21 protein-coding genes are annotated in these 26159 nt (G+C 57.9%); 9 read left to right on the plus strand and 12 right to left on the minus strand.

Going from position 1 to position 26159, the window contains the following annotated elements:
• The first annotated feature begins 49 nt into the window (after positions 1–49).
• The gene (locus tag DSM3645_RS19475; RefSeq protein WP_002654015.1) at positions 50–925 is read left to right on the plus strand and encodes a hypothetical protein; all 876 of its coding nucleotides are present in this window, start codon (positions 50–52) and stop codon (positions 923–925) included.
• Here DSM3645_RS19475 and DSM3645_RS19480 read toward each other — a convergent pair.
• The 4 genes from DSM3645_RS19480 to DSM3645_RS19495 all read right to left on the minus strand — a co-directional run bounded on the left by DSM3645_RS19480 (position 909) and on the right by DSM3645_RS19495 (position 7011).
• Positions 909–2462, minus strand: a complete 1554-nt coding sequence (locus tag DSM3645_RS19480; RefSeq protein ID WP_002654016.1) for an ABC transporter permease/substrate-binding protein — start codon at positions 2460–2462, stop codon at positions 909–911. The genes DSM3645_RS19475 and DSM3645_RS19480 overlap by 17 nt on opposite strands.
• Positions 2463–2488: 26 nt before the next feature.
• A complete protein-coding gene (locus DSM3645_RS19485; protein WP_002654017.1) occupies positions 2489–3253 on the minus strand; it encodes an ABC transporter ATP-binding protein in 765 nt (254 codons plus the stop codon).
• Positions 3254–3292: 39 nt separating this feature from the next.
• Positions 3293–5956, minus strand: a complete 2664-nt coding sequence (locus DSM3645_RS19490) for an AMP-binding protein (RefSeq protein ID WP_040352820.1) — start codon at positions 5954–5956, stop codon at positions 3293–3295.
• Between the two features lie 194 nt (positions 5957–6150).
• On the minus strand, positions 6151–7011 hold the full coding sequence (locus DSM3645_RS19495) for a GntR family transcriptional regulator (protein WP_002654019.1): 861 nt from the start codon (positions 7009–7011) through the stop codon (positions 6151–6153).
• A gap of 135 nt (positions 7012–7146) precedes the next feature.
• Between DSM3645_RS19495 and DSM3645_RS19500 the strand changes: the two genes are divergently transcribed.
• Genes DSM3645_RS19500 through DSM3645_RS19510 form a run of 3 tightly spaced genes read left to right on the plus strand, consistent with a single transcriptional unit; the run spans position 7147 to position 10296 of the window.
• Positions 7147–8049: a dihydrodipicolinate synthase family protein gene (locus tag DSM3645_RS19500; protein ID WP_002654020.1), complete on the plus strand. Its 903-nt coding sequence runs from the start codon at positions 7147–7149 to the stop codon at positions 8047–8049.
• 9 nt (positions 8050–8058) lie between these two features.
• Positions 8059–9021, plus strand: coding sequence for a proline racemase family protein (locus DSM3645_RS19505; protein ID WP_040352821.1), 963 nt, complete (start codon positions 8059–8061; stop codon positions 9019–9021).
• A gap of 24 nt (positions 9022–9045) precedes the next feature.
• The gene (locus DSM3645_RS19510) at positions 9046–10296 is read left to right on the plus strand and encodes an NAD(P)/FAD-dependent oxidoreductase (RefSeq protein ID WP_002654022.1); all 1251 of its coding nucleotides are present in this window, start codon (positions 9046–9048) and stop codon (positions 10294–10296) included.
• Positions 10297–10311: 15 nt separating this feature from the next.
• Here DSM3645_RS19510 and DSM3645_RS19515 read toward each other — a convergent pair whose 3' ends face one another.
• Together DSM3645_RS19515 and DSM3645_RS19525 are read right to left on the minus strand one after the other, a co-directional pair.
• Positions 10312–11481, minus strand: a complete 1170-nt coding sequence (locus tag DSM3645_RS19515) for a zinc-dependent alcohol dehydrogenase (RefSeq protein WP_002654023.1) — start codon at positions 11479–11481, stop codon at positions 10312–10314.
• 479 nt (positions 11482–11960) lie between these two features.
• The gene (locus DSM3645_RS19525) at positions 11961–12401 is read right to left on the minus strand and encodes an SRPBCC family protein (RefSeq protein ID WP_002654025.1); all 441 of its coding nucleotides are present in this window, start codon (positions 12399–12401) and stop codon (positions 11961–11963) included.
• 452 nt (positions 12402–12853) lie between these two features.
• Here DSM3645_RS19525 and DSM3645_RS31000 point away from each other — a divergent pair, with 452 nt between their 5' ends.
• Together DSM3645_RS31000 and DSM3645_RS19540 are read left to right on the plus strand one after the other, a co-directional pair.
• A complete protein-coding gene (locus tag DSM3645_RS31000; protein WP_081444935.1) occupies positions 12854–15565 on the plus strand; it encodes a sulfatase-like hydrolase/transferase in 2712 nt (903 codons plus the stop codon).
• A gap of 165 nt (positions 15566–15730) precedes the next feature.
• Positions 15731–16471 carry an IclR family transcriptional regulator gene (locus tag DSM3645_RS19540; protein ID WP_002654027.1) on the plus strand — a complete coding sequence of 247 codons (741 nt, stop codon included), beginning with the start codon at positions 15731–15733 and terminating at the stop codon, positions 16469–16471.
• Here DSM3645_RS19540 and DSM3645_RS30285 read toward each other — a convergent pair.
• Both DSM3645_RS30285 and DSM3645_RS19550 read right to left on the minus strand, forming a co-directional pair.
• On the minus strand, positions 16468–16722 hold the full coding sequence (locus DSM3645_RS30285; RefSeq protein ID WP_131282736.1) for a hypothetical protein: 255 nt from the start codon (positions 16720–16722) through the stop codon (positions 16468–16470). The two genes, DSM3645_RS19540 and DSM3645_RS30285, sit on opposite strands and share 4 nt — an antisense overlap.
• Positions 16723–17041: 319 nt before the next feature.
• On the minus strand, positions 17042–17242 hold the full coding sequence (locus DSM3645_RS19550) for a hypothetical protein (protein ID WP_002654030.1): 201 nt from the start codon (positions 17240–17242) through the stop codon (positions 17042–17044).
• Between the two features lie 59 nt (positions 17243–17301).
• On the opposite strand from DSM3645_RS19550, the gene DSM3645_RS19555 reads away from it, so the two are divergent.
• From DSM3645_RS19555 to DSM3645_RS19565, 3 genes are all read left to right on the plus strand, one after another.
• Complete coding sequence (locus DSM3645_RS19555; protein ID WP_161603388.1) at positions 17302–18735, plus strand: TolC family protein; 1434 nt, start codon at positions 17302–17304, stop codon at positions 18733–18735.
• Positions 18736–18983: 248 nt separating this feature from the next.
• A complete protein-coding gene (locus DSM3645_RS30290) occupies positions 18984–19379 on the plus strand; it encodes a hypothetical protein (protein WP_131282738.1) in 396 nt (131 codons plus the stop codon).
• A 105-nt stretch (positions 19380–19484) separates the two neighbouring features.
• Complete coding sequence (locus DSM3645_RS19565; protein WP_002654033.1) at positions 19485–20009, plus strand: hypothetical protein; 525 nt, start codon at positions 19485–19487, stop codon at positions 20007–20009.
• A gap of 74 nt (positions 20010–20083) precedes the next feature.
• On the opposite strand, the gene DSM3645_RS19570 is transcribed toward DSM3645_RS19565, so the two are convergent.
• The 4 genes from DSM3645_RS19570 to DSM3645_RS19585 all read right to left on the minus strand — a co-directional run bounded on the left by DSM3645_RS19570 (position 20084) and on the right by DSM3645_RS19585 (position 25964).
• Positions 20084–20629 carry a hypothetical protein gene (locus tag DSM3645_RS19570; RefSeq protein WP_002654034.1) on the minus strand — a complete coding sequence of 182 codons (546 nt, stop codon included), beginning with the start codon at positions 20627–20629 and terminating at the stop codon, positions 20084–20086.
• A 78-nt stretch (positions 20630–20707) separates the two neighbouring features.
• Positions 20708–23899: an efflux RND transporter permease subunit gene (locus tag DSM3645_RS19575; protein ID WP_002654035.1), complete on the minus strand. Its 3192-nt coding sequence runs from the start codon at positions 23897–23899 to the stop codon at positions 20708–20710.
• A gap of 63 nt (positions 23900–23962) precedes the next feature.
• Positions 23963–25348 (minus strand): efflux RND transporter periplasmic adaptor subunit, encoded by a 1386-nt coding sequence (locus DSM3645_RS19580; RefSeq protein WP_040352824.1) that lies wholly within the window; start codon positions 25346–25348, stop codon positions 23963–23965.
• A gap of 163 nt (positions 25349–25511) precedes the next feature.
• Entirely contained in the window at positions 25512–25964 is a 453-nt protein-coding gene (locus DSM3645_RS19585; protein ID WP_131282740.1) for a hypothetical protein, read from the minus strand.
• Between the last annotated feature and the right edge of the window lie 195 nt (positions 25965–26159).

Genomic DNA, 26159 nt, shown 5'->3' on the forward strand with positions numbered 1-26159 from the left:
CGATTCGGGTAACGAAGTCAAATGCCGTGCCTAATCATCCCCTAACGCAATGCAACTTCGCGACAAAGACTATCTCCGCACCAATGACGGACTGATTTTTAACGTCCTCGGATACGATCACGCGGTCCATGCTGCAACCTGCGGATTGAAGTACGTTGACAGCGTTAAATGGCTCGACACCTATGATCAGGCGCTCCGGTTTCTTGGCAAGAGATATCCGCACTATGTGGATGAATTGATCCGCGTTCCCTTCGATCGAGTCGCCGAGGTCTATCGCAGCGAAGATCGTCTGCCGCAACTCCGGCAAGCAAAACCAGTTGGACTCCTTCAGAAGTCGCTCGATTTTGCGAACCTGTTGGCGTCGACCTTGCGCTGGCCGTTAGAAGCCTGCGGGCTCACCGATTCGCTACTGTGGGGCTGCGGCGGTGAAGATTCCGATATCGATCTGGTGATCTACGGCGAAGCTCGCTGCCGAACTTGGCTGGACCAAGCCGAGCGCGTGTTTGCGTCGCCCGAGATCAAGCCGATCGCGCCGCAGTTCATACAGCGTCCGCCGCATCTCGACGATGAGCAGTTCGCAACCTACTGCCGCCGCAAGCGAAACCAAGGCTACTATCGTGGGACACGATTCAGTGTGCGCGGCGTGCGTGCATGGAATGAGTTTCCCCAACCTTTGCCGCTGGTCGCCGGAACGGCGACCGAGCGTGAACTGACAATCGCCGACAACCGGCAGTCGATGTTCTTTCCGGTGATTTACGAAACGGCGGAGAACGTCAGCATCGTCTCGTTTCCTATCGGGTACGAAGCGACCTTCGCGCCGGGCGATCGGGTGCGCGTGCAAGGCGCCCAGGTCGATGCGCAGACGATTTTGGTTGGCTCTCGTTATGGCTCGGCCGAAATGATCCGCCTTATTTCTTCGGCATGATCCGCTTGGCGGCGGCCGAAACCGGCGTGCCGTCGGTGTCAACGGCTCGATTGGCTTCGCGCATTTCGTCGGTCGAAATCGAGTTGACCAGCTTGATCAATTGATCGACGGCCACCGGATCTTCCACCAGGCGTTTGGAAGCCAACAGAATCGCGTCATAGGGCGGCAACGCACGCGCCGGATCGGCGATTTCGACCAGGTTGTTGGCCGCGATGCGCCCGTCGGTACGAAACGCGACCAGCACATCGGCCTTGTCATTGGCGATCGCGCCATACATCAACGTCGCATCCATCGACTGCTTCTGGGGGAAGTCAAATTGATAAACGTCACGCACGCGGGCCCACTCAGGACGTTCCCAAAATTCAATGTCGGTGACGGCGTTTAGTTTGTCCGCATGCTTGGCGAGATCGTCGAGCGTTTTGATTCCCAGCTCCGCCGCCTTTTCCCGCTTCATCACAAAGACATAGTCATTGCGGAAACCGAGCGTTCCCAGCGAGTAAACCTGATGATCCGCTTTCAACTCTGTCGCCAGATCGATCAACATCTCAGGCGCCGAAACAAACTCGTCTCGGCCCAGGACGTTCGCCCAGAGCGTGCCGCTGTAATCGACATAGCAGTCGATCTGGCCTGTCTCGAGCGCGCGAAAGATCACGGCCGAGCCGATCCCTTCTTTGAGCTCGACTTTGCGGCCGACTTGCTCCAACTCCGCCTGAATCGCGAGGGCCAAGATGCGCTGCTCGGTGAAACCTTTGCCGCCGATGACGTAGGTGCGATCGTCAAACTGCGAGGCGCTCGCCGGGTCACGGGCGCCAAGCGTCGTGTAGCTGGTCTTGCCGAGCGGCAAGAGCGAGATCAGAAAGGGACTCAGGATGATCGTCACGATCCCCAGCGCCGCGCCTAATCCCATCTTGCGACTGCGCGATTGCACCGCGTTTTCCAACGTTCCCAACAATGCGTCAATGGAGAGCGCCAACGCGGCGGAGAAGAAACAACCGACGCCGAGCGCCACCGGATTCAGCGTTTGCAGGCCGGCGAAGATGTAATTGCCCAAGCTGGTCGCACCGACCGGCTGCGCAATCGTCGCGGCGCCGACCACCCAGACCGCGGCGGTGCGGATACCGGCGACAATCGTCGGTGCGGCCAGCGGCAGTTCGACCAGACGCAGGCGCTGGCGATCGCTCATCCCCAGGCCTTGCGCCGCTTCCAAACAAGCTGGATCTACCGATTGAATGCCGGTGATCGTGTTTCGCAACATCGGCAATAGACTGTACAGGACAAGCGCCACGAGGGCCGGAAACCAGCCGATCTTGCCCCACGCGAAGACCATCGCGGCCAGCAGCGCCAAACTGGGGATCGTTTGTATAATGCTGGCGACCGTCAGCGCGACCTGTTCAGCACGCTTGCGACGCGAACACCAAACGCCCAGCGGCAAGCTGATGGCGCCGCCGATCAGCAGCGCCATGAACGAGAGAAAGATGTGCCCTGCCAGACGCTGCGGCAGGAACTGCAACTGCTCGAGGATCTCAGAAATCGGCATGACAAGCGGGCTTTGCGAGCGTGAGTCTAGTTGGTTTCTAAATCGTGGATCAATCGTCCATGCCGACGAGGCGTCTCCAGCAGTTGGGCGACGTAGTCGTCGCCTGCGTCCAGCAGCAAATCGCGCGGCGTTCCCAACCGCAACAGCTTGCCCTCGCGCATCACCGCGATCTTGTCCGCCAACAGCAACGCTTCGGCCATGTCATGCGTCACCATCACCGCGGTAAAGCCAAGCTCTTTTTGCAGCCGCGTAAATTCTGACTGCAAACTGTCGCGCGTCACCGGATCCAGAGCGCCAAACGGTTCGTCCAGCAACATCACCTTGGGGTCGACCGCCAAGGCGCGAGCGAAGCCGACGCGTTGACGCTGACCGCCGGAAAGCTGATGCGGATAACGATGGGCGAACTGCGAGGCCGGCAAGTCGACCATCTCCAGCAGGCGCGATCCTTTCTCTCGATATTCGAGCGGATCGTGCCCCAGCATCTTGGGCAAGATGCAGACGTTCTCCAGAATCGTCATGTGCGGAAAGAGGCCGATGCTTTGAAAGACATAGCCGATTCGCCGGCGCAACAGCACGGGATCTTGCTCGACGACGTTTTCGCCGTCGATCTCAATGACGCCCGAGGTGGGTTCGATCAGGCGATTGATCATTTTGACGGTGGTGCTTTTGCCGGAGCCGGAACCGCCGAGCAACGCGAGAACCTCGCCGGGTTCGATGCGCAGCGACAGGTCGCTGACCGCGAACGACTTTCCCCCGTCCCACGTTTTGCAGACCCCTTCTAACGCGATCATGACGCAATATCCCCCATTCTCGTGTCAATTGGCCGCATGCTACGCCGACTTTTGTTCGGCGGACGCCGGCATCTCGCTGACCCAACTTCGCAGCGTGCGGTAATCGGTTTTGCCTGTTCCCAGGACTGGTATCTGTTGGACCACGCGCACTTCGTCGAGCCGCATGATTCCTTGCATGCCGGCTTCGCGAATCAAAGCGTTCGCGTCACGCAGCGAAATCTCTTCGCAAGTGAACAGGACGATCTGTCGCCCGCCGTCGAGTTCGATTCCTTCGACGGCGATTCGCGGCCCTTCGTCACCAATCGGAAACGCTTTGGCGAGCGGCTCTTCGAGCGCCGGCAACGAGACCATCTCGCCGCCGATCTTCAAAAACCGCTTCATCCGCCCCCGAAAGTGAAAAAAACCGTCGGGGTCTTTCATCACCAGATCGCCGGTGTTGTACCAAGAAGCGCCGGCGACTTCGACAAACGGCTGCGGGCCGTCATGCTTCAGATAGCCGCTGAAGATGCTCTCGCCGCGCACCAGCAGCAGCCCCGTCTCTCCGTCGTCGATCGGCTGATGCGTCTCGGCGTGCACAATCAACATCTCGACGCAATCGAGCGGTTTGCCAATCGTGCCGCGGCGACTATCGGTCGGGCGACTGCCGGAAACGACCGGCGAGCACTCGGTGATGCCGTACCCTTCTAAGAGGACCGCGCTGGGCAGCGCCGCTTCAAACCGATCATGCAATGCGTCAGGGCATTTCTCAGCGCCAACCATCACCGTCCGCAACGTTTGCAAATCTTCGGGCGTACTGACGCCAAAGATGTATTGCAAAAACGTCGGGGTCGCGAACATCAGCGTCGCGCCATAGCTGCGAATCACGCGGGCCAATCCGCGGGCATCGGTCGGATCGGGATAGTGAACCACGCGGATCCCGGTCAGCACCGGCATCAGGAATGCGGCGGTCAACCCAAAGCTGTGAAACGGGGGTAAAAAGCCGAACAGGATATCGCTTTGCCCAAATTGAATCAGATTGACGCCGGCGTTGATGTCGGCGATCAAATTGCGATGCGACAGCGGAACCGCTTTGGGCAGCGCCTCGGATCCCGAGGTAAACAACACGGCCGCCGGAGCGTCGCGGTCAGGCTGCGGCAGATTTCGTAAAAACGAGCGCGGCGCCAGATAGGTCGCCGCGTAGGTCGAGACCTGCTCCCACTTGCCGATCCCGCCGCGCATCTCTTCCAGGCTCACCACGTCGGCGCCGGGAATTTCGATGCCAAGTCGATCCAAAAATCGCTGCGAGGTCAGCACCTTTTTCACTTCCAGCTTTTCGACCGCATGACGCAGGCCGGCGTCGCCGGTCGTCCAATTCAACAGGACTGGCAACTTGCCTGCCAACTGGATGGCCAAAAAGACCGTATCGGCGGCGACCGACGCCGGCAGCAAAATACCGATCGCATCGCCTTCCAGCTTGGCGATCCGTTTCGAGAGGAGCGTCGCGCCGGTCAGTAACTTGCGATACGTCAGAACGCCGGAGAGTTGATCGGCGACGGCGGCCGAGTCGGGTCGTTCGATCGCGCGCAGGACGAACGATTCGGCCAACGTTTCTCCCAGCGCCTTGGGAATCGCGCCATCATCTTTGGGCGGCTTGCTCCAGATTTCGGGAATCTTGGCTTCGTCATTCTCGTCCGAGGCGAGCCGCCCTTCGGCCAACAACCACATTTCGCCTACGGTGGTCGGCACATGATTGCTGCGAAAACCGAACTCCCGCTCCATTTCGAGCGCCATGTCCATGCGTTCGAGACTGTCGAGCCCCAGCGTATCCAGGGTCATCGTCGGGATGTTTTCGGCCGCGTCCAAAGGGCGGCCCAGATGTTCGGCCAGCATCTCGGCGATCGCCTGTTTCGTGGCGGGCTTGATCGAATCGGCGTCGACGGCGCCTTCGCGTTGGACGGCTTCAAAGTCAAATTCACGCGGGCCGAACCAGGGATTGTAAGGGACGAACGTCGGTTCTTCGCCGCCGTTGGCGTTGTACCACGCTTCCAGAAAGCGATTGAGCGATTCTTTGCTTGCGAGCGGCAGTTGGCTGCGATCGATCGCTTGGGCGGTGAGCGAAACCTTGCGCTTCGGTACAAAAAACAGCAAGCTCGAAAGCAAGCTGCCGAGGGCCAGACGCGCGGCGCCGGCCAGGTCAGGAACGCCGCCGGTCTGGGCGCAACCAAAACGGCTGCCCCACATCCCTTCGGTGCGGACCAAGATGACTTGCAAGTTAGGACAGCGCGTCAGCAGTTCGTACGCCATGCGAGCGCCGCCGATCACTTCGGTTCCCTGACGTTTCAACCGGCCCGAGGGATAGATCAAAAAGTCATTTCCGGCTTCGACGCCGGCGACGACCCGATCAATCATCTCAGTCGTCTGGCGATGCGCGTCACGACTATGACTTTTCAGATTGGGAACTTCAAACGCATGGCTCGCTTTGCAGAAGGGATAGAAAATCCAACTCCGAAAGGTATCGGCAAAGACCAGCGGCCGCAGCGATCGCCCAAAGCGCAGATGGCTCAACACCAAAGGGGGATCGACATAGGCGGGATGATTGGGCAAGACCAGGATCGGCCCCTGAACGCTCCGCAACTCCTCTAAGCCGTGCAATTGGACCCGATAGCGAAAGCGAAGCAAAAACCGCAGCGTCGCCCACATGATTTTTTGTAGTAGACCGTTCATCGGTCGAGATTCCTCGCAAGTAGCTTCGTGACCACCGTCTACTTAGGCGTAAACGACGAGGGCGGGGGATAAGAAAAGTGAAAATATTTGCGCCAACCTAAAGCAGCACAAACGTTTATAACCCGGCCGAGCCACGACAATCCAGGCGAATGCCTGCGAGATCCTAGCATTTACCCCTCCCTGGATGATAGGCGTTATTTTCCCTCGGATCGAATCTGGGCTAGCATTTTTTCGACGCGGGGGATCTGAGCCCGAATATGCTTCGACAGCACGCTTTCCGCCTGTTTCCAATTTCGCTTGAGCAGTGATTCGAGAATCACGCAATGCTGCTCGGCCATTTCCTCCACCGCCGACATCTCGGTAGTCGCCAGGTCAAAGATCGCCGCGTGGAAGACGCCGTGCCGCTCGAAAAAGTCTTGAATGTAATGATTTTCGGAGAGCTCAATCCAGTAGCCATGCAGGCGATTGTCGATCTGCGGCTTCCCCTCGGACAGCGGCTGATTGCCGGCCAATATTTCTTCCAGCATCGTCGCGTCCAATCGATCGCGTACCGATCGCAGCGCCATCAGTTCGAGCATCTCGCGCACTTCGGAGTAATGCTCGAGATCCTTCGGCAAAAACAGACGGCTGCGCCAGCCGCGACGCTGGACATGCTCGACAAAGCCCTGGCCAGCTAATTTGCCGAGCCAATGCCGCAGGACGGTGCGGCTGACCCCAAAGCGTTCGGCAGTCGCTTCCTCGCGCAAGAACGAGTCATCCCCGGCCAGACTGCGGCGAATGATGAACTCGCGAATCCGAATTTCGAGCGACGGTTCGAGTGCTTTCTCGCGCTTGGGCCGGCGTTTGAGTCGCCGTGCGGGGTTGGGAGCGATCCGCCCTGTGTCATCTCGAATCAGCAAGCCTTCCTCGACCAATTGATCAAACGCTGTCCGAACCGGTGAGGCGCTAACGTCAAACATCCGCGCGACATTTGCAATTGAGAAGGGTTCTGGTAACGATTCTCGCGCGCTAATGCGAACCGAAAGTTCTTCCGCGATGCGATCAGACAACGACACGGGCAAAAATCCTTAAGGGAAAAGTCGAGCGGATGAGCCTACGATTTTACGCAATTTGATTGACGAAGCGAGATGAATCGCCTAGCATGCCTTTGTACACAAAAAAACATACCGTTCGTCCGAAGGACCTACTGAATGAATGTCGATTGGAGCGGAGTATTTCCGGCGGCGACGACGCAGTTTAACGCGGATCTGACTCTGAACATTCCTGCGACGCTGCGGCATCTTGACCTGATGATCGACGCCGGCGTGCATGGAATGATCGTGCTGGGAAGCGTGGGCGAGAACTGCTCGCTGAGTTATGCGGAAAAATTGGAAGTCCTTCAAGCCTCTATCGCCCATATCAATGGCCGCGTTCCGGTATTGACCGGCGTCGCCGAGTATACCACGCAAATGGCTTGCCGGTTTGCGGCCGACGCCGCTCGACTGGGGGCCGATGGCCTGATGGTGCTGCCGGCGATGGTCTATCGATCGGATCGCCGCGAAACGGCGGCTCACTTCCGATCGGTCGCCGCCGCATCCGACTTGCCGGTCATGATTTACAACAATCCGATCGCCTACAGAGTCGACATCGCTCCAGAAGAATTCGCCGACCTGGCGGACGAGCCGAAGTTTGTCGCGATCAAAGAGTCGACCGAAGATACGCGGCGGATTACGGACATCCGCAACGTCTGCGGCGATCGCTTTTTGTTGTTCTGCGGCGTCGACGACGTCGTGCTTGAAAGCATGGTCTTGGGGATCGACGGGTGGGTTTCTGGTTTGGTAAACGCATTCCCTGCCGAAAATCGCTTGCTATGGGATCTGGCGACTGCAGGTCGTTACGCCGAAGCAGTCGAGATTTATCGTTGGTATACTCCGCTGTTGCATCTCGACACCGATCGAAAGCTGGTGCAATATATCAAGCTGGCGGTCCAGGAATGCGGATTCGGTTCGGAGACGACTCGTCCTCCGCGACTCCCGCTGATCGGCGACGAACGGGACAAGATCTTGCGGATCATCCGCCAGGCGATCAACACGCGACCGATGCTCACCGTCTAAGAGGATCCTGTGCCCCAACTTCCCCAATCGGTTACAACGCTCTCGGTGATCGATTCTCACACCGGGGGCGAGCCGACCCGCGTCATTGATCAAAATCTTGACCTGGGAGATGGTCCGCTATCGCAACGACGCAGCGTCTTCAAGAAGAAGTTTGACTGGATTCGCAGCGCGACTTGCACCGAGCCGCGCGCCTCCGAAGCGATGGTCGGCGCGATCTTGACGCCGTCGACCAATCCCCAGGCTACGACTGGGGTGATCTTTTTCAACAATGTCGACGTTCTCGGCATGTGTGGTCACGGCACGATCGGCGTTGTCGCGACACTCGCGCATCTCGGCAGGATCAAGCCGGGAACCCATCTGATCGAGACGCCGGTCGGCGACGTCCAGGCGACCCTCCATCAAAATGGAGAAGTCAGCGTCCGCAATGTCCCCAGCTATCGCCATCAGGCCGATCTCGAGCTGAACGTCCCGGGCTACGGCAGCGTGGTCGGGGATGTCGCGTACGGCGGCAATTGGTTTTACCTGGTCAAATCGCCGGTGATGGCGCTGAACTACTCCGATCGAGATGAACTCCTTCGGTTCACCAAGGCGATCCGCAAGACGCTCGACAAGCAAAAGGTCACCGGCGCCGATGAGGGTCGGATCGATCATATTGAACTGTATGGGCAACCGAGCAGCGAAGTCGTCGCCGACTCGCGGAACTTCGTCCTTTGTCCAGGTGGAGAATACGATCGGTCTCCCTGCGGCACCGGCACTTCGGCCAAACTCGCCGTCCTGGCCGCCGAGGGCAAATTGGCGCCGGGACAAATCTGGCGACAAGAGTCAATCACTGGCAGTATTTTTCAAGCCAATTATGATTTAATTGAGGGTCAAATCGTACCGACGATCCGCGGCTCGGCTTATGTCACCGCTGTTTCTCAATTGATCATTGACCCGGCCGACCAATTTGCGTTCGGCATTCAATCCCGCTAAACCGCATCAAGACGTAAATCCCCTGTGAGCACTCGGCGAACCATCATCATCGGTGGAGGCGTCGTCGGCGCCGCCTCGGCCTATTATTTGGCCCAATCAGGTCGCGACGTCGTCCTGATCGACAAAGCTGAATTTGGCGCCGCCTGTTCGCACGCGAATTGCGGCTATGTTTCCCCCAGCCATGTCTTGCCGCTGGCGCAGCCAGGCGTTTTGCTGCCGTCGCTGCTGTCGATGCTCAAACGCAATTCCCCCTTCTCGATTCGGTTCCGCTTTTCTCCGGCGCTCTGGAGTTGGCTGACCCGATTCGCACTGCGCTGCCGCAGCGGCCCGATGTTGAAATCGGCCGCCGGCATTCATGCGTTATTGCAATCGTCGCGACAACTCTACAGCCAGATCATCGCCGACGAGCAAATGGATTGCGAGTTTGAAGAGCGGGGATTGCTGTTCGTCTACAAAGACCGGCATGAGTTCGACGATTTCGCCCATGTCAACGAGTTGGTGTCACGGGAGTTCCAAGTTTTCGCCGCTCCCTATGCCGGAGAAGCGTTGAACGAATTGGAGCCGGCGCTCAAACCCGGCCTGGCAGGCGGCTGGCTGTTTGGCGGCGACGCGCATCTACGTCCTGATCGCTTGATGACCGCTTGGCGCCAAGTGCTGGAGCGCATGGGAGTCGAGATCCGCGAGCACTGTGAGTTCCGGCAATTTGTCAAAAGCGGTAAGTCGGCGACCGCCGCTGAAACGTCGACCGGAACGATCGATGGTGAAGACTTTTTGATCGCGGCTGGGGCCTGGACTCCGTTTTTGCAGGAACAGATTGGTTGCAAGATTCCGATTCAGCCCGGCAAAGGCTATTCGATCACGATGCCGCGTCCCGAAATCTGCCCCCAGTACCCGATGCTGCTGGAGCAACATCGGGTCGGCGTGACGCCTTGGGAAAGCGGCTATCGATTGGGATCGACGATGGAATTCGCCGGGTACGACAACTCGGTCCACGAAAAGCGGCTATCGCTCCTCAAACAAGGCGCCGAACTCTATCTGAAAAATCCGCATGTCCAGCCGATCGTCGAAAAATGGTACGGTTGGCGTCCGATGACGCCAGACAGTACGCCGTTTATCGATCGTTCGCCGCGACTGGGCAATGTCTATGTCGCGGCCGGCCATAACATGCTGGGCCTCTCGATGTCTCCCGGCACCGGCAAGCTAGTCGCGGAGCTAATGAATAACGAAACGCCGCATCTCGACGCGGAGCGCTATTCGCTCACGCGTAAGATTTGAGGATTGCTCGGAACCTTACGGCTTGAGCACGACCTTAATGCATTCGTCTTCCTTGTCGCGGAAGGTCTCGTAAGCCTTCGCCGCATCCATGAGCGGCACTCGATGCGTAATCACGAAGGAGGGATCGATTTTTCCTTCTTCGATCTTCTTCATCAACGGATCGAGGTAACGCTGCACGTGGGTTTGCCCCATGCGAAAGGTCAGCGCCTTGTTCATGGCGGCGCCGAAGGGCAACTGAACCGATCCAACGTAGACGCCGGGGACGGAAATGGTTCCCCCTTTACGACAGCAGCGAATCGCCTCTTGCAATACATACGGCTTATCCGACTCAAGATGAATCGCTTCTCGCATCGTATCCATCGCAGACCACACGCTGCTGCTGGCATGCGCTTCGGCGCCGACCGCATCGATACATCGATCGGGTCCGCGTCCATTAGTCATTTCCATCAGCTTTTCGTAGACGTCGACTTCGTCGGTATTGATGGTCTCGGCGCGACCATTCGTCTCGGCCATTCGCAAACGTTCTGGGATGCGATCAATCGCGATCACGCGGCCTGCATCAAACATCCACGCGCTTTGGATGGCGAACTGACCCACGGGCCCGCATCCCCACACGGCGACCGTGTCGCCGGGAGCAATCTCGGCATTCTCGGCAGCCATGTATCCGGTCGGAAAGATGTCGGACAAGAACAACACCTGCTCGTCGCTCAATCCCTCCGGCACTTTGATCGGTCCGACATCGGCGCTCGGTACTCGCAGATATTCGGCTTGCCCGCCGGGAAAACCGCCCAAAAGGTGCGAAAACCCAAACAAACCAGCCGGCGAATGGCCCATCTGCTTCCGCGCTTGCTCCGCATTGGGATTCGAATTATCACAGAGCGAAAACATGGTCTGTTCGCAGAACCAGCAATGTCCGCAGGAGATCGTAAACGGAACTACGACGCGATCCCCCTTCGCCAACCGGCGGACGTCGCGACCGACCTCGACCACGACTCCCATCGGCTCATGACCAATGATATCGCCGGCCTTCATGCCTGGCATAAAGCCGTTGTACAAGTGGAGATCGGATCCGCAAATCGCTGTCGATGTAATCTGGATGACGACATCACCGGGATCTTCGATTTTCGGATCAGGGGCGTCTTCCACGCGAACATCACTCTTGCCGTGCCAGCGTACCGCTTTCATCTTATTGTTCTCCTTCAATCGACCAAAGCCGTCTCGGCCCTCGATTGGATTGGCGTGCCGTTTCCTGCCATGTCACTCGATCCCTGAAATGCGAAACCAAAAGTCTGCATTTTCCAGCAATCGACTGGCCGCGACTTAACGCACGTATCATGCCAATCGTCTTTATGCGTTTCGTACAGCTCGGAAGATCGCCCAAAGAGTCCAATATTCTCGGGTTGCCGTTGCTTGCCACGCTGATTCCCGGCATCACAGCGCCCCGCGACCACCTGAAAGCGTCGCCGCCGAGAAGGCGAGTAGAGCGGGACTCAATCAACTTGGTTGGTGATCGGTCGATAGGTAAAGAGATTGGCTTCGTCTGGTAAGAAAATCGTCGCTGAAAACGAGCGAATCCCAAGCCCGCTTGATTCAGCAGATCGAGAACATGGGCAAAATAGCATAGCCAGCGAAGCGGACCAACGCACTCTTTCGAGGCGCCGATCCTAACCGACCATCGTCGCCGCTAAGTTCGCCAACAACGTGGCCCAGCCTGACTCGGTCCGCTCTTTGTAGTCGATCCATTTCGGGTCCATCTCGTGAACGAGCGTCAGTTCGCAGCCAGCGTCGGTCGGTTCGATGTCGACCGTGACGCGAGTTGACTCGACATTGCGAATCGCGGCGAAGGTAAAGACCAAGCGCCGCGGTCGCTCGATCTCGAGATACTCGCCAAAGTGTTCGGCCAGAATATCTCCTCGCTGCTCGGCAATCAAAAACTCTCCCCCGACAACCGGGTTGATCTCCACCGTTTTCATTTCGCCGGTCGCTGTCGCGAACAGCCAGCGCCCCGCGACTTCTGGATCAAGCCAGGCGTCGAAGACCAACTCGGCCGAGTAAGGAAATGCGCGGCGAATGGTCAGTACGATCGGTTCACTTTTTTCGGACACGTTTCGCTTTCTACTTCGACTTTGCATGCAAATAGGCGTCGCGACGATCCAAGCTCTGATCCCACAATGTGCCGTATAGGGCGACCCAATCGACGGCCGCTTTCAACAGTTCTCCCTGCAAGCGACCAGCGCGCCATTGGGCCTGCTGGTTCCAGCACCTTCAGACGCTTGGTGATCGCCGGCGTCGTGATCTCAATCGGCGCAGCGAATCGGCCTGCGCTGCGAATGTCGCCGAGAGCTTTTCGACTGCCGTAACCATGTTACCCGTATGTTAAATTACGGAATGGTAAAATCCAATTATGGGGGTTGATTGTCAAAGGCCGCGGATAGTTATCTCAACTCAACTTAGAAATCGAGCATATCGACGATGCATCGTTTGACCAAGCGTCGCCGATCGACGAAACTCAAGTCAGCCTCCTTCTCACTTCCCCCCATCCTTGAGTCGTTGCTTTATGTCGCGTAATTCTCTATTGCCGCTCTTCTCCGCGGCGCTGCTCCTTTGGCTCGGTTTCAGCGCAATTGCCGCAGAGAGCCAGCCGCCGAATATCGTTGTTTTTCTTTCCGACGATCACACGTTGGCCGACTCGTCGGTTTACGGCGCCACGGATATCGATACGCCGAACATGCAGCGTTTGGCCGACGCTGGTCTGACGTTTGATCAAGCGTTTGTCGCTTCCCCCTCGTGCGCGCCTAGTCGCGCTGCGCTGCTGACCGGTTTGATGCCGGCGCGCAACGGCGCCGAGCGGAATCATGCTCGCCCTCAAGCCGAGATCAAAAAATTGCCGGCCTATTTGCAGCAGCTGGGCTACGAGGTCGTCTCGTTCGGCAAAGTGGGCCACTATGCTCAGACGCCCGACTATGGCTTTGATCTGGCGCGACACTTCGGCTACCACGACGATGTCGCTGTTGGCGAAGCGGTGAAATGGCTGCAAGCGCGCGAGAGCGACAAGCCGCTCTGCTTGTTCGTCGGCACTAACTGGCCGCATGTACCATGGCCGCGCGCGACGACCATCGACCTCCCATCGATCCAGATCCCGCTGAAACATGTCCATACGCCAGAGACGAGAGACGCTCGCGCCAAGTACTACCAAGCGATCCGCACGATGGATGACGAACTAGGCCAAGTCTTTGACGCCGCTTACGCGAAGCTGGGCGAGAACACCCTTTTTATCCATACCAGCGATCACGGCGCCCAATGGCCGTTTGGCAAGTGGAATCTGTACGACGACGGGATTCGCACGCCGCTGATCGTCGTCTGGCCAGGACAGACGCCGGAAAAGAAGCGGACCAGCGCGATGGTCTCGTGGGTCGACCTGTTACCCACCTTGGTCGAAGCGGCCGGCGGAAAGCCCGATGAAAAGCTGGATGGACGTTCGATCATGCCGGTGTTGCGTGGAACTTCCGACACGCACCGTCAGGAAATCTTCACCACGCATAGCGGCGACGGCAACTTCAACGTCTATCCGACGCGGAGCGTACGAACCGAGCGGTTCAAATACATTCGCAATCTGCACCCCGAGTTTCTCTACGAGTCGCACGTCACCAAGGCCCATAAGGAAGAAGCCTATTGGAACAGCTGGGTCGAAAAAGCGAAGACCAGCGTCGAAGCGGCCCGCAAGGTAAATCGGTATCAACAACGACCATTGGAAGAGCTGTACGATCTGGCGACCGATCCGCTGGAGCAACACAATCTGGCCGACGATCCGGCGCATGCCGCGACGCGACAGCAGCTGCAAAGCAAGCTGGACGCTTGGATGAGCGCCCAACAAGATCAGCAGATCGTTTACGGCATGCCGACCTTGCTCTCGCAGGCAAAGACCCCGCCGAACGTCATCACGCTGTTCATCGACGATATGGGCTGGGCCGATCTCTCCTGTTTCGGCGGCCAAGACGTCGAGACGACCAACATCGATCAAATGGCGCGCGAAGGCTTGAAGTTCACCAACTTTTACGTCAACTCGCCGATCTGCTCTCCTTCACGCACGGCGCTGACCACCGGACATTATCCGGCCCGACATCGCATTACGTCGTATCTAGCCGATCGCAAAATGAACGAGCGGCGGGGGATGGCGCAGTGGCTCGACGTCCGTGCGGCGACGTTGCCGCGGATGCTCTCTGAGCGGGGATACGCGACCGGCCATTTCGGTAAATGGCATCTCGGCGGACAGCGTGATGTCGGCGAAGCTCCGCTGATTACCGAGTATGGCTTTGACGCGTCGCTGACCAATTTTGAAGGCCTTGGCCCCCGCGTCCTGCCGCTTTGCGACGCCTATAACGGCAAAGAGCCCCAGCGCCACGACTTGGGAAGCGCCAAGTTAGGCCATGGACCAATCGAGTGGAAAGATCGCTCCCAAATCACCGCGCGGTTTGTGGAAGAAACGCTGCAATTTATCGATGCTGCAGTCGCCGCCGACCAACCGTTCTTTGTCAACGTGTGGCCTGACGACGTTCATTCGCCGTTCTATCCGCCGGAAGCCAGACGCGGCGATCAAACGAAGCGAACGCTTTATCTGGGCGTGCTGAAGACGATGGACGAGCAACTGGGCCTGTTGATCGAGCGAGTTCGCAATGATCCCAAGCTGCGCGATAACACCCTGATCTTGTTGGCCAGCGACAATGGTCACGAACCAGGCGCCGGCCGCGGCGGACCGTTGCGCGGCGCCAAAGGCGATCTGTACGAAGGGGGCGTTCGCAGTCCCTTGATCGTTTGGGGGCCAGGCTGGCTCGACGAGTCCGCCGTCGGCCAGACGAACGACACGACGATCGTCTCCAGCGTCGATCTGGTCGCTTCCCTCATTGCGCTGACCGGCGCAGCGACGCCCCAGGGATACCAGGGAGATGGCGAAAATCTCTCGGCGGCGCTGCTAGGCAAAACCGAAGCTCAACGAAACGGCCCGCTCTTTTGGCGTCGCCCGCCCGATCGACCAGGCCCGCCGAAAGCCCCCAATCCCGATCTGGCTGTACGTGACGGCCAATGGAAATTGCTCTGCAATCTCGACGGAGGAGCGGTTCAACTTTACGATCTGACCACGGATATCGGTGAAGCGAACAACATCAAGAAACAGCGTCCCCGCATCGCCAAACGCTTGAAACAAGCGGTTCTTACCTGGAATGAGACGCTTCCGGTCGACGGCGTCGCGGCGCAGGAGTCGGCGGCGCCCTAGCTTCCGCTCCACTGCCTGGCGACAAAGTTCCTGGCCAAAAAAGTGCTGTCTGCGGTCGAAGAGCGGTTGCCGGCGGCTTAGAATTGCTAGTTCGCATTCGCTGGGCGCTGTAGAGTAAGCGCTGATTCTCGGGCGAAGACTGGTTTGGAAAATTGTGGACAACCGATGCTAACATCTTCGCTAGGAAAAGCGTTTCACGTGCTCGAGGTCTTGGCGTCGGCCGACGGAGAGATGCCGTTGGCGGAGATCGTCAGCGAGCTGGGCTACCACAAGCCGACCGTCCATCGCTTGCTGCAAGACCTGGTCGAGCTGGGTTACGTTTGCCGTATCGACAAGGGAAAGTACCAGTTGACCGGCAAGTTGCGGCGGATGACGCTCGGCAAGCTCGATGACCATTTGCTGGAAGCGGCCGATCCCTTTTTGCGTCAGTTGCATGACCTGACCGGCGAAACTGTCAACTTGGGGGTCTTGCGGGGAACTTCGATTCGTTACCTGCAGGTCCTCGAAAGCCGACATCCGTTTCGCTTGGTGGTCGAAGCGAACAACAAAGATCCGTTCTACTCGACTGCGTTGGGGCGCGCGCTCACTTCCGAGCTCAGCGAAGAAGAGTGGAACGGGCTGATCGCGCATGTCAAACTGATCGCGCGAACTCCCCAGACGGTCATCGATCCCCAGAAGCTGCGTGAGATCCATGAGCGCGTCAGCCAAGAGGGATACGCGATGGAGCAAGACCAGAATGACATCGGCGTGACCTGCATCGGCGCGCCGATCCGTGACGGCAGCGGCATTGTGGCGGCCGTCAGCGTCAGCATTCCAACGGCGCGTGTCGATAGCACGTCGAAGCCGCAATTGATTGACGCCGTCCAACAAACGGCCGCCAAAATCTCGGACCGCCTATCGTCTTAAGCGCCGCTCACGACAAGCGGCGCGATCTGCGTCGAACGGGTAACGCGCGCGAAGCTTTGCCTGGCGGTGACGATTTTTTCAAGACGGACAATCGCGACAACCGATGCGACTAGAGTGAATTTACTTTCTCTCGAAGAGTCGGTCAGCGTGCGGCAAATATCCTTCATCGCGAAATGCTTCCTTTGGCTGGCTGCAATACTTGCGCCAGCACAAGCGATCTTTGCGATGCGCTGCCATTGCGACCACAGCACCCATGAGCATGTCGAACATCAACATGCTCATCCGTCTGAACCGACCGGCGCGCAGCGCTGCCAGCACGTTCACTGCAGCGCCGTCTGCTGTGCGTCCGATGCGGTCTCGACCGGCCGCTCGCAATGCCAGTGCGATCACCACTCGCCGCCGCAGCAATCAGGACCTTCGGCGTTTCAAGTTCGCGTCCACGGCGCCATCGGCGGGGGTCCGCCGCATTTTTCGATGAGCCCTTGTCGCACTTCTGCGCAGACCGTTGCGTCTGCCGACATTCGAAAGACCGCCAGCGCCTTGGAAACATGCGCGGCGCTTTGTCGTTTTCTAACGTAAAGCGATCCTCTTCGCTTCGCTGCTTAACGCATCGCCGAAATTGCTAGCAACGCTGGAAAAACAAGCGTCAAGGTTTTCCCAGCCCGAATGATCGGCGCCGCTCTCCCGCGTAATACCGCGAAAGAGCATGACCCCATTAACAGCTTCAATCGCCGCAACCGAAGAAATCATCACAACCACGTCGTGAAACATGATGATGCTTGCGCGAAAACAAAACAGACTTTCATGGGATCTCCCACTGGATGGACTTTATGCATAAGGCAAGCATCGCCTTCACGATCGGGCTCGCGGCGATTGCCGGCGGCTGTCGCACTTCCGCCGTTCGACACGAATCGACCACTCTCGCCTATACGGCCGCTTCTCCAGCAAGCGTGATCGTCTCGGGCGAACAAGCGTTGGATAACTCCAGCGATCTGCAACCAGCAGCGACAGCGCCGCCGCAAGACTTGCCGGCCGCCAAACTAGTCGCATACCAACAGACCGCCGCGCCGCCTGAAGCGATCGCACCGCCGACCAGTCAGTGGTCGTTGCCCGAACTAGAGCAATTGGCGCTGCAAAACAATCCAGCCATGGCCGAAGCGGTCGCCCGCGTCAACGCGGCTCACGGCAATTGGCTGCAAGTCGGGATCGCTCCGAATCCGGTCTTGGGCTATTCGGGCCAACAACTCGGCAGCGGCGGCCTGGCGACCCAAACCGGCATGTTTGTCGGCCAAGAGTTCGTCACCGGCAACAAGCTGGGACTAAACCGGGAAGTTGCGGCCTGGGAAATTCAAAAAGCGGAACGTGATCGGGATGCGTTTCGACTGCGCGTCTTGACCGACGTCCGCATCGGCTACTACGACGTGCTGATCGCCCAGCGTCGTCGCGAACTGGCGACCCAGTTGGTGCAGATCGCCGAAAAGGGAGAGCAAAGCGCCGAAGCCCTCTTCAAAGGACAAGAAGTCAGTCAGGCCGATCCGCTGCGGGCCCGCGTCGAAGCGGACACTTCGCGAATCGTGCTGCAAAACTCGATCAATCAGCATGTCGAAGCCTGGCGCCGACTTACCGCGGTCCTCGGTCTGCCCGATTTCCAGCTGCAACAGCTAGAGGGAGAACTAAAGGCCGAAGATGTAAATCTGCAATGGGATGAAACGCTAGCCACCTTGATGCGTGATAGTCCCGAACTGGCCGCGGCCTTGGCGAATGTCGAAGCGGCGCATTGGGCGGTGCAACGCGCTTACGCACAGGTCATTCCTAATATCGAAGTTCAAGCGATCATTCAGGATGACCGCGGAACGCGCGGGACCGACGGCAACCTGCAAGTCACGCTGCCGTTGCCCCTCTGGAATCGCAACCAAGGCGGCATCCAACAGGCGCATGCCGAAGCGGCGGCGGCCAATCGCGCGGCCGACAAGCTATCGATGGATCTGCAAGCTCGTCTGGCGATCGCTTTTCAGCGATACGAAAGCGCCCGCAATCAGGTCAACCAATATGCTCGCGAAGGGGGCATTCTAGAAAACGCCAACCGTTCGTTAACGCTCATTCGCACCGGCTACGAAGCGGACGAGTTTAGCGTACTGGATCTGTTGAGCGCTCAGCGAACGTACTTCCAGACGAATTTGGCGTACCTCGATTCGCAGCGTGAATTGTGGATCTCGGCCATGGAAATCCGGGGCCTGATGCTGCAAGGGAGCCTGCAAAAATAGCGGCGACGCCACCCCCAGTTTGGCGGAGCCCCTTAATCGAAGTTAACGATATTCGCCGTTCCAACGGTTCGGCGAGTATGTTAGCTTCAAAGGAACGTCGCTGACTATTACAAACCGGGGGCGACGCCCAACCCAATCGTCGGCTGCTTCGTCGTGCTGGAGAAGCGCCGCTTCCGATTCGATTTTCTCCCTTCCGTACCACCGCGGATCTGTTGATGTTTTTCCCTCCCACCCACCGATCGATTGCGATGCGAACTACGGTTTGGGTCTTGGGGATTCTTCTATCGCTCCCTGGTCACTCGCTCGAAGCTTGCAGTTGCCTGCAAGCGATCGCCAACGCTTGCACGACTTGCTCGGCGCCGGCGGCGCCTGATTCGGCGGGACATGACCACTTGGTCGTTTCGCCGCATCGCGCCAGCGATTGCCCCTGTCAGTGTCATCACCACACGCCGCAGCAATCCTCAATCGCGGCCCGCGAGAGCCGTTCGGCGGATGACATCGATATCGCCGTTCGTTTCGCGACCTCTTCCCAACACGTCTGCTGGGAGCCAACCGCACAGAATCTTTTTTCGGACCACGCGTCCAGGCGCCCAGCGATCCCAGCTCTGCTGCGCTGCGCCACGCTCTCGCGCTTTCTGCTCTAAAGCGACCGCGGCCCCCTGTCGATGCGCCATCGGCCTTCGCAGTGAGGTTCGCCGTTTACTTTCGTCGCTTTTCCATGCTGATTGCCTTAATACGAGAGTCTTGCTATGTACGAAAAAAATAAATCGGATCGCAGTGAGTTGTTCAACCATCGCATTGATCCCTCCTTCTTTCCCGCGATTGCGCGGCGGTTGGAAGAATCCCCCTATGAACAGACGGCGATTGTCGTCGAGTTTCGCGATGAAGTGTTCGCAGAAATCCGCACGCGACTCGCCGACTGCGGCTGGCAGGTGATTCGCGCCGAGCAGGCCTGCGATGTCGCGGCTTGCATGAATCTTTACGATCCGCAGCTGGTCATCGTCAATGACGCGATGCCTGACGAATCCGGCTGCCTGATAACCTTCAAATTGCGGTTGAATCACTGCTTGCCGATTGTGTGGCTCTATTCTTCGCAGCCGAAAGCGGTCGCTCGTCGCTATGGCAAATTTTGCGGCGTCGACAAGGTCCTCGAGTACGACGGCGTGCTGCAGAATCTCGGCGAAGCGATCGAAGGCCGGCTGCAACGACGATTTCCTGTGATGAACTACGTCGAACTGACGCCGGAGACTCGGCGTCATTCGCAACTGGGGTAATGCCGCCGGCCAGTTCATAAAAAAAACCGGCGTGACGATTGAATCGTCACGCCGGTTTTTGACTTTCGCAGCGACTAGTGATCGTGGCCGTCGTGGTCATGATCGTGAGCGACCGCTCCCCGGTATTGCTTGCCGGCGATGGTGACCACCAGTTGGGCGTCGGCGCCTTCGTGATCCAAATCTTCCGCCAGTTCGGCGTCGGTGGAGACAAACTTGGACGACTTCCCCGCCGGATCGCCGGCGTCCGGCGAAGCGGCCAGCTTGAACTGTTCTCCCATGCCGTCATGCTTCAGATTGATCGTCAGCTCGGTCGCTTCGATCGGCGTCGCGGCTTTCGCAGCGGCGTCCAACAGATAGATCGTCACGCTCCCCGCTTTTTCGTCATGAACCAGTTCCGCGTGATATTCTTCCGCTCCTAGTTCGATCAACGAACCGCCATGCGGACCTTCGCTCGGATGAGCATGGTCATCATGATCGTGGCCGTCATGTTCCGAGTGCCCATCGCCGCTCGGCGCGTCGGCGGCGGGATTGGAACAACCATAAGCAGACAGCGAGAACAACAGCAATGTCGTCGCGACAAAACGGGCCGTCTGACCGGCGAATAGCTGAGTCATTTTCATCAATCGTCACTCCCTAGAAGTTAGTAATCGAAAAGTGCTCGCCTGAACGGCGAGCGCGCAAAAATCGTCGTCTTCAGACTACGCGTGTGCGTGCCCCTCTTCATCCTCTTCCACCAATACGATCGCCTGCTCGTTGGACGCGACGATCGTTCGCGCCGCATGAATGCCAAGCGTCCAAAAGAGGGCCGGGCGGACGAGAAACTCGAGCGATGTGCTGGTGATCAAACCGCCGATAATCACGGTCGCAACTGGATACAAGATTTCCTTGCCTGGTTCTCCGGCGGCCATCGCTAGCGGCACCAGGCCGATGCCTGACGTCAACGCCGTCATCAACACCGGAGCGAGTCGATCTTTGCCGGCGCGAATAATCATCTCTCGCGACCAGGTCTCTCCTTCGTACTTCACCAAGTGAAGGTAATGGTTAATCAACAAAATGCCGTTGCGCGACGCGATCCCACACAGCGAGATAAAGCCGACCATGCTGGCGACGGTCAACGTTTGTCCCGTTAGATAGAGCGCGGCGACCGATCCGATAAACGCCATCGGCAACGCGATCATCACTTGTAGCGAGAGATTGATCGACTGAAACATTTTGTAAAGAACCAAAAACATCCCGACCATCGAGATTGCGAACAGGACCGCAATCATGCGAGACGCCGACTGCTGGCTTTCAAACTGGCCGCTATATTCGGTGAAATAGCCGGTCGGCAGACGCGATTCAATCGGCGCCAAGCGTTGTTTGATATCTTCCACTACATCGACCAGGCCGCGACCGCTGACGTTGCACTGAACGATAATCCGGCGGCGCACTTGCTCGCGGTTGATCGTATTCGGCCCATCCGACTCATAGATTCGGGCGACATCTTCCAACTTCACCGCGCCGCCGGTCGGCGTTTCTAAAACCAGGCGACTCATCGCGTTTCGATCTTCGCGAAATGGTTCGTCTAGTTTGACCAGTAAGTCGAAGGTCCGCTGTCCGTCCAAAATCTGCGAAACCACTTCGCCTTGCATCGCCGTCTCGACAAATTCGTTCACATCCATGCGGCGCAGACCGTATTGCTCTAGCTTGTGCCCGTCCGCTTCGATCCGTAACTGCGGAATGTTCACCTGCTGTTCAATCTGCAGGTCGCGGACGCCGGGGACGGTGGCGATTGCGGCCTGCATCTTTTGCGCTTCGCGTCGCAATACATCCAAGTCGTCGCCGTACAGCTTGATCGCGATTTGCGCCTTGACGCCTGACAACATGTGCGAGATCAAGTGCGCCAGCGGTTGCTCGACCGCGGTTACAATCCCTGGGACATCGGCCAACGCTTCGCTGATTTCATCAATCACCTCTTCGCGTGAGCGGGTGGTCTCGGGATCGATCGTCGCGACAAATTCATTAATGTTGACCCCTTCGGCATGCTCATCTAACTCGGCGCGCCCCGTCTTGCGGACAAACGCGGAGATGTCGCTGACTTCCTGCAGGCGTTTCTCGACGCGATCTGAGATTTCATTGGATTTGGCCAACGACGTTCCCGGCGGCAGAACCACATTGATTTGCACGGCGCCTTCGTTAAACGGCGGCAGAAAATCGCTTTCTAACTGCAACATTCCCCAGCCAGAAACCGCTACCGCGAAGGTCGCGACCGCCAAAATGGGCCAGGCCATGCGAACGCTGAAATTCATGACGACGTCGGCCATGCGTTTTAAACCGCGTAGCAGAAATCCATCCTTCTCTTCGTGGGCGAATTTCTCGTTCCCCAACATCCAATAGCTTAACACCGGCGTCACGGTTAACGAGACGAAGAGCGAAGAGACCAACGATACGATGTAGGCGACGCCCAACGGAGCGAACAAACGTCCTTCCATTCCGGAAAGCGCGAACAGCGGTACGAACACCAACACGACGATCAACGTGCCGTAGACGATCGAGTTACGAATCTCACAACTCGCCTGAAACACGACCAGCAGCGGGTGCTTGGGGTTGTCGCTATGCCGATTTTCTCGCAACCGGCGAAAAATATTTTCGACGTCCACAATCGCGTCATCCACCAACTCGCCGATCGCGACCGCTAATCCGCCTAATGTCATCGTATTGATCGACAAGCCGAACGTCGCGAAAACCAACGCCGTGATAACAATCGACAGCGGAATTGCCGTCAACGTGATGAATGTCGTCCGCAGATTCATCAAAAACAAAAACAGGATGATGACGACCAAAATGCCGCCGTCTCGCAGCGCTTCCATGACGTTTTCAATCGCCAAATCGATGAACGTCTTTTGCTGATAGAGATCCGGTAACATTCGCACATCCGGCGGCAATGACGGCTGCAATTCCGCCAGCGCCTCGACCACTTGTTCGGTAACGCGGCGCGTGTCGGCGTCGGGTTGTTTCATCACCGTTAAAACAACGGCTGGACCGCCGTCAAAATTCCCTTCGGCGTCACGCGCAAACGCCGTACTATCGCCCCGCTTCGTCTGCGCGCCTTCCACGATCTTGGCGACCTGCGCAAGACGAATCGATTGGCCATCGTGATGAGCGATTACGATACGCGACAGATCGTCGATCGAAGTCACGCGGCCCAGTGATCGCACTAACAGCTCGTTCGGCCCCTGGTCATCCAAGTAACCCCCAGCCGTGTTTTGATTGCTTTCGCTGAGCGCCTGTTTGACTTGATGCAGATTGACGCCGTAACGGAGCATGTCGTTCGGGTTGACGAGGACCTGAAACTGCTTTCGTTCGCCTCCCATGACAACCACTTGCGAGACGCCGGGAATGGTCAGCAGACGCTGTCGCACGACCCAATCGGCGACCGTTCGCAGCTCCATCGGCGGCGTTACGCCCCCTTCGCTATACATCCCCATGATCATGATTTGTCCCATGATCGAAGAGATCGGCATCAACTGCGGCTTGACGCTCCGCGGCAGCGTATCGGCCGAAAGCGCCAATCGTTCGGCGACGATCTGGCGGTCGTTGTAGATGTCGGTTCCCCAATCGAACTCGACGTAAATCACCGAGAGGCCGACGCCAGACTGCGTGCGAACCGCTTGCACGCCGGTAGCGCCGTTCAAGACGGTTTCTAACGGAAAAGTAATCAGCGTTTCCACTTCCTCTGGCGCCATGCCGGGCGCTTCGGTCATGACGACGACGCGAGGGCGATTGAGGTTCGGAAAGACGTCGATCGGCAAGTGATAGGCCTGCCAACCGCCGTAGACTAACAAAAAGATGGCCAAAGCGATCACCAACAGGCGATTCAGCAGCGCAAAGCGGATGATGGAGTTAAGCATGCGTATAGGCGAGGGTTGATGGTCGTGGAAAGCGAGAAATGACGTGCGACTTCCAGCACGACCTTAGTGATTGTGTCCCGCGTGCGGATCGACCGCGCCGCCTGACTTGTTTTTGATCGCCAGATGAATTTGATACGCGCCGCGAGCTGCGATGACGTCACCAGGAAAAATCGATCCGTCATTCGCGACGACCACCGCTTCTTGATCACGGAACTCGACATGCACCGGCACGCGATCAAAATGATCCCCATTTTGTTGGTAGACGTACGACTCGGCGCCTTCTTCCACAATCGCCGAGACCGGCACGACCAGGCGATCCTTCCACTGGGCGATCGGCACGCGCACTTCCATCCGCTGCCCCGGCTTAAATCGCCATTCGATATAGCGATGTCCGTTGGCGGCCGCTTTGTCGGTAACGACGTCATTCGGCAGACTTAGATAGAAATGAAACGCACGCGACTGCGAATCGACCACATCCGACAGGTAGAGCAATTGCAAGTTTTCGATCTTTTCTCGTTCGTCTTTGCCCGACATCAATTCGGCCGTAACCGGCCAACCGTTGGCGGCCGCTTCGCGGAGTCGCACCGCGTCATCTTCAAACGCTTTGCCTTCGATATACAGCTCGCAATGATCGGCCACGATGCCCATTAGCTGCCCTGCTTGGACTTGCTGGCCGACGTTGATGGCGATGTTTTGCACATGGAAGAAATGGTCCATCGAGCAGGCGTCCCCGTCGTGGGCATGCTCCGGAGCGTTGACCGTCAACGTTTGGAACAGCCGCCGCTCTTGCGTGATCGCGTCGACTTGCTGTTGGGTCAAACCGTGTAACAACAACGCTTGGCGGTCCGCTTTGAGCGAAGCTTCCAGCTTTTGCTTCTCATACTCCTGCTCCAAGATGCGTTTCCCCGGCACAATCCCCTCGGTCAGCGACTTCAGACGCGCGATCTCGCTATTCACCACTTCCAGGTTTTCCGCGGTCCGAATTAAGTCGCTTTGCGCGGTGACCAACTCTTCAAAGGTCAACCGAATCTCAAACAGCGGGCTCCCTGGCGCAACGGCGGAACCTTGCATCGGGTAGATCTTCGAGATGACGCCGGTCAGTGGAGAAGAGATGTGAATCTGCGTTCGACCAGGTCGTTCGACCACCATCGCCGGCAGATTGATCCGCCGCGTATAGGTCCCCAGCTCGAGCGTCAGCGGACGATAGCCAATGTTTTTCAGGCCATTGGCGCTCAGCTCGATCGAGGTCCCTTCCGAATGGCCGGCATGCGCCGCATGGTCATGCTCATCCTCGTGCGGTTCCCCGGCGTGCGCATCCGCCGCTGGCGCCCCTTTTTGGTCAAGCAGCGACCACCAATAAACCGAAGAAGCCGCCGTGACGGCAAGAATTCCGACGACGACAACCGTCGGCCAGATCCAACCAGAGCCAGTTTTCTGAGGAACGTTCATCCGATTTTCCAATCTCGCGTCCGCAGACGCACGCACGTTTCGTGACCTGCACGAAGGATTCCACGATCAGCCAAGAATTCACCAACACGCCAAGCTGCTTTCAGCCGCAAGAACGCAACGACGGCGTTCCAGCACAAAAAGAGCTACATCCAGAGAAACGGATTTAGATCCGCAAAACGCCCAGCGCAAGATGGCGGCGCATCAGGGCGCCGGTGGGAGACGCCAAGCTGTAAGAATGCAGACGCAACGAGTCGAACTCACTCGCGGCGCTGAGCGGCGTTCCAATTCCCAAAAAGCTTGCCTGCTGCGTCCAATTGTCAGCCAGCGAGAGCGCGTCGTCAGAACGAGCGGCGACAAAAACGCATTTCGCCTCCGAACATTCCGAGTCGTGGTCAGGACAATTGGGCGTTTCGGCCTCAGTCGCGACAGCGGCGACAGCGTGAGCGTGAGCGTGATTGCAGCAATCGCCGTGCGCGTCGGCCGTAGCCGTTTCGCGCTGAGCGTAATTCGCCACACCGCTCTCGGTTTCGACATGCACGTGATGAGCGCAACAGCCGACGATCGCATGCCAAAGCATGGCCGAAACCGTCAGAAATGCCGCTACTCGTCGAATCACAAGCCGATATCCGGTGATCAAAAGTTCTTGAACCAGACTAAATTATCGGCGAATCGTCCAATCAAGCAACAGGACTTTCCCCCCCAAATTCGTCAGGGTAAGAGACATTCGGCGTCGCTTTCGAGGAATTGCAGCGGTTTGAGCGACAAAAATTGGGCCAAATTACTTCCCGCGGCAGCTCAGAACGCTGCTCAC

The organism is Blastopirellula marina DSM 3645 (assembly GCF_000153105.1).
GTDB lineage: Bacteria > Planctomycetota > Planctomycetia > Pirellulales > Pirellulaceae > Blastopirellula > Blastopirellula marina.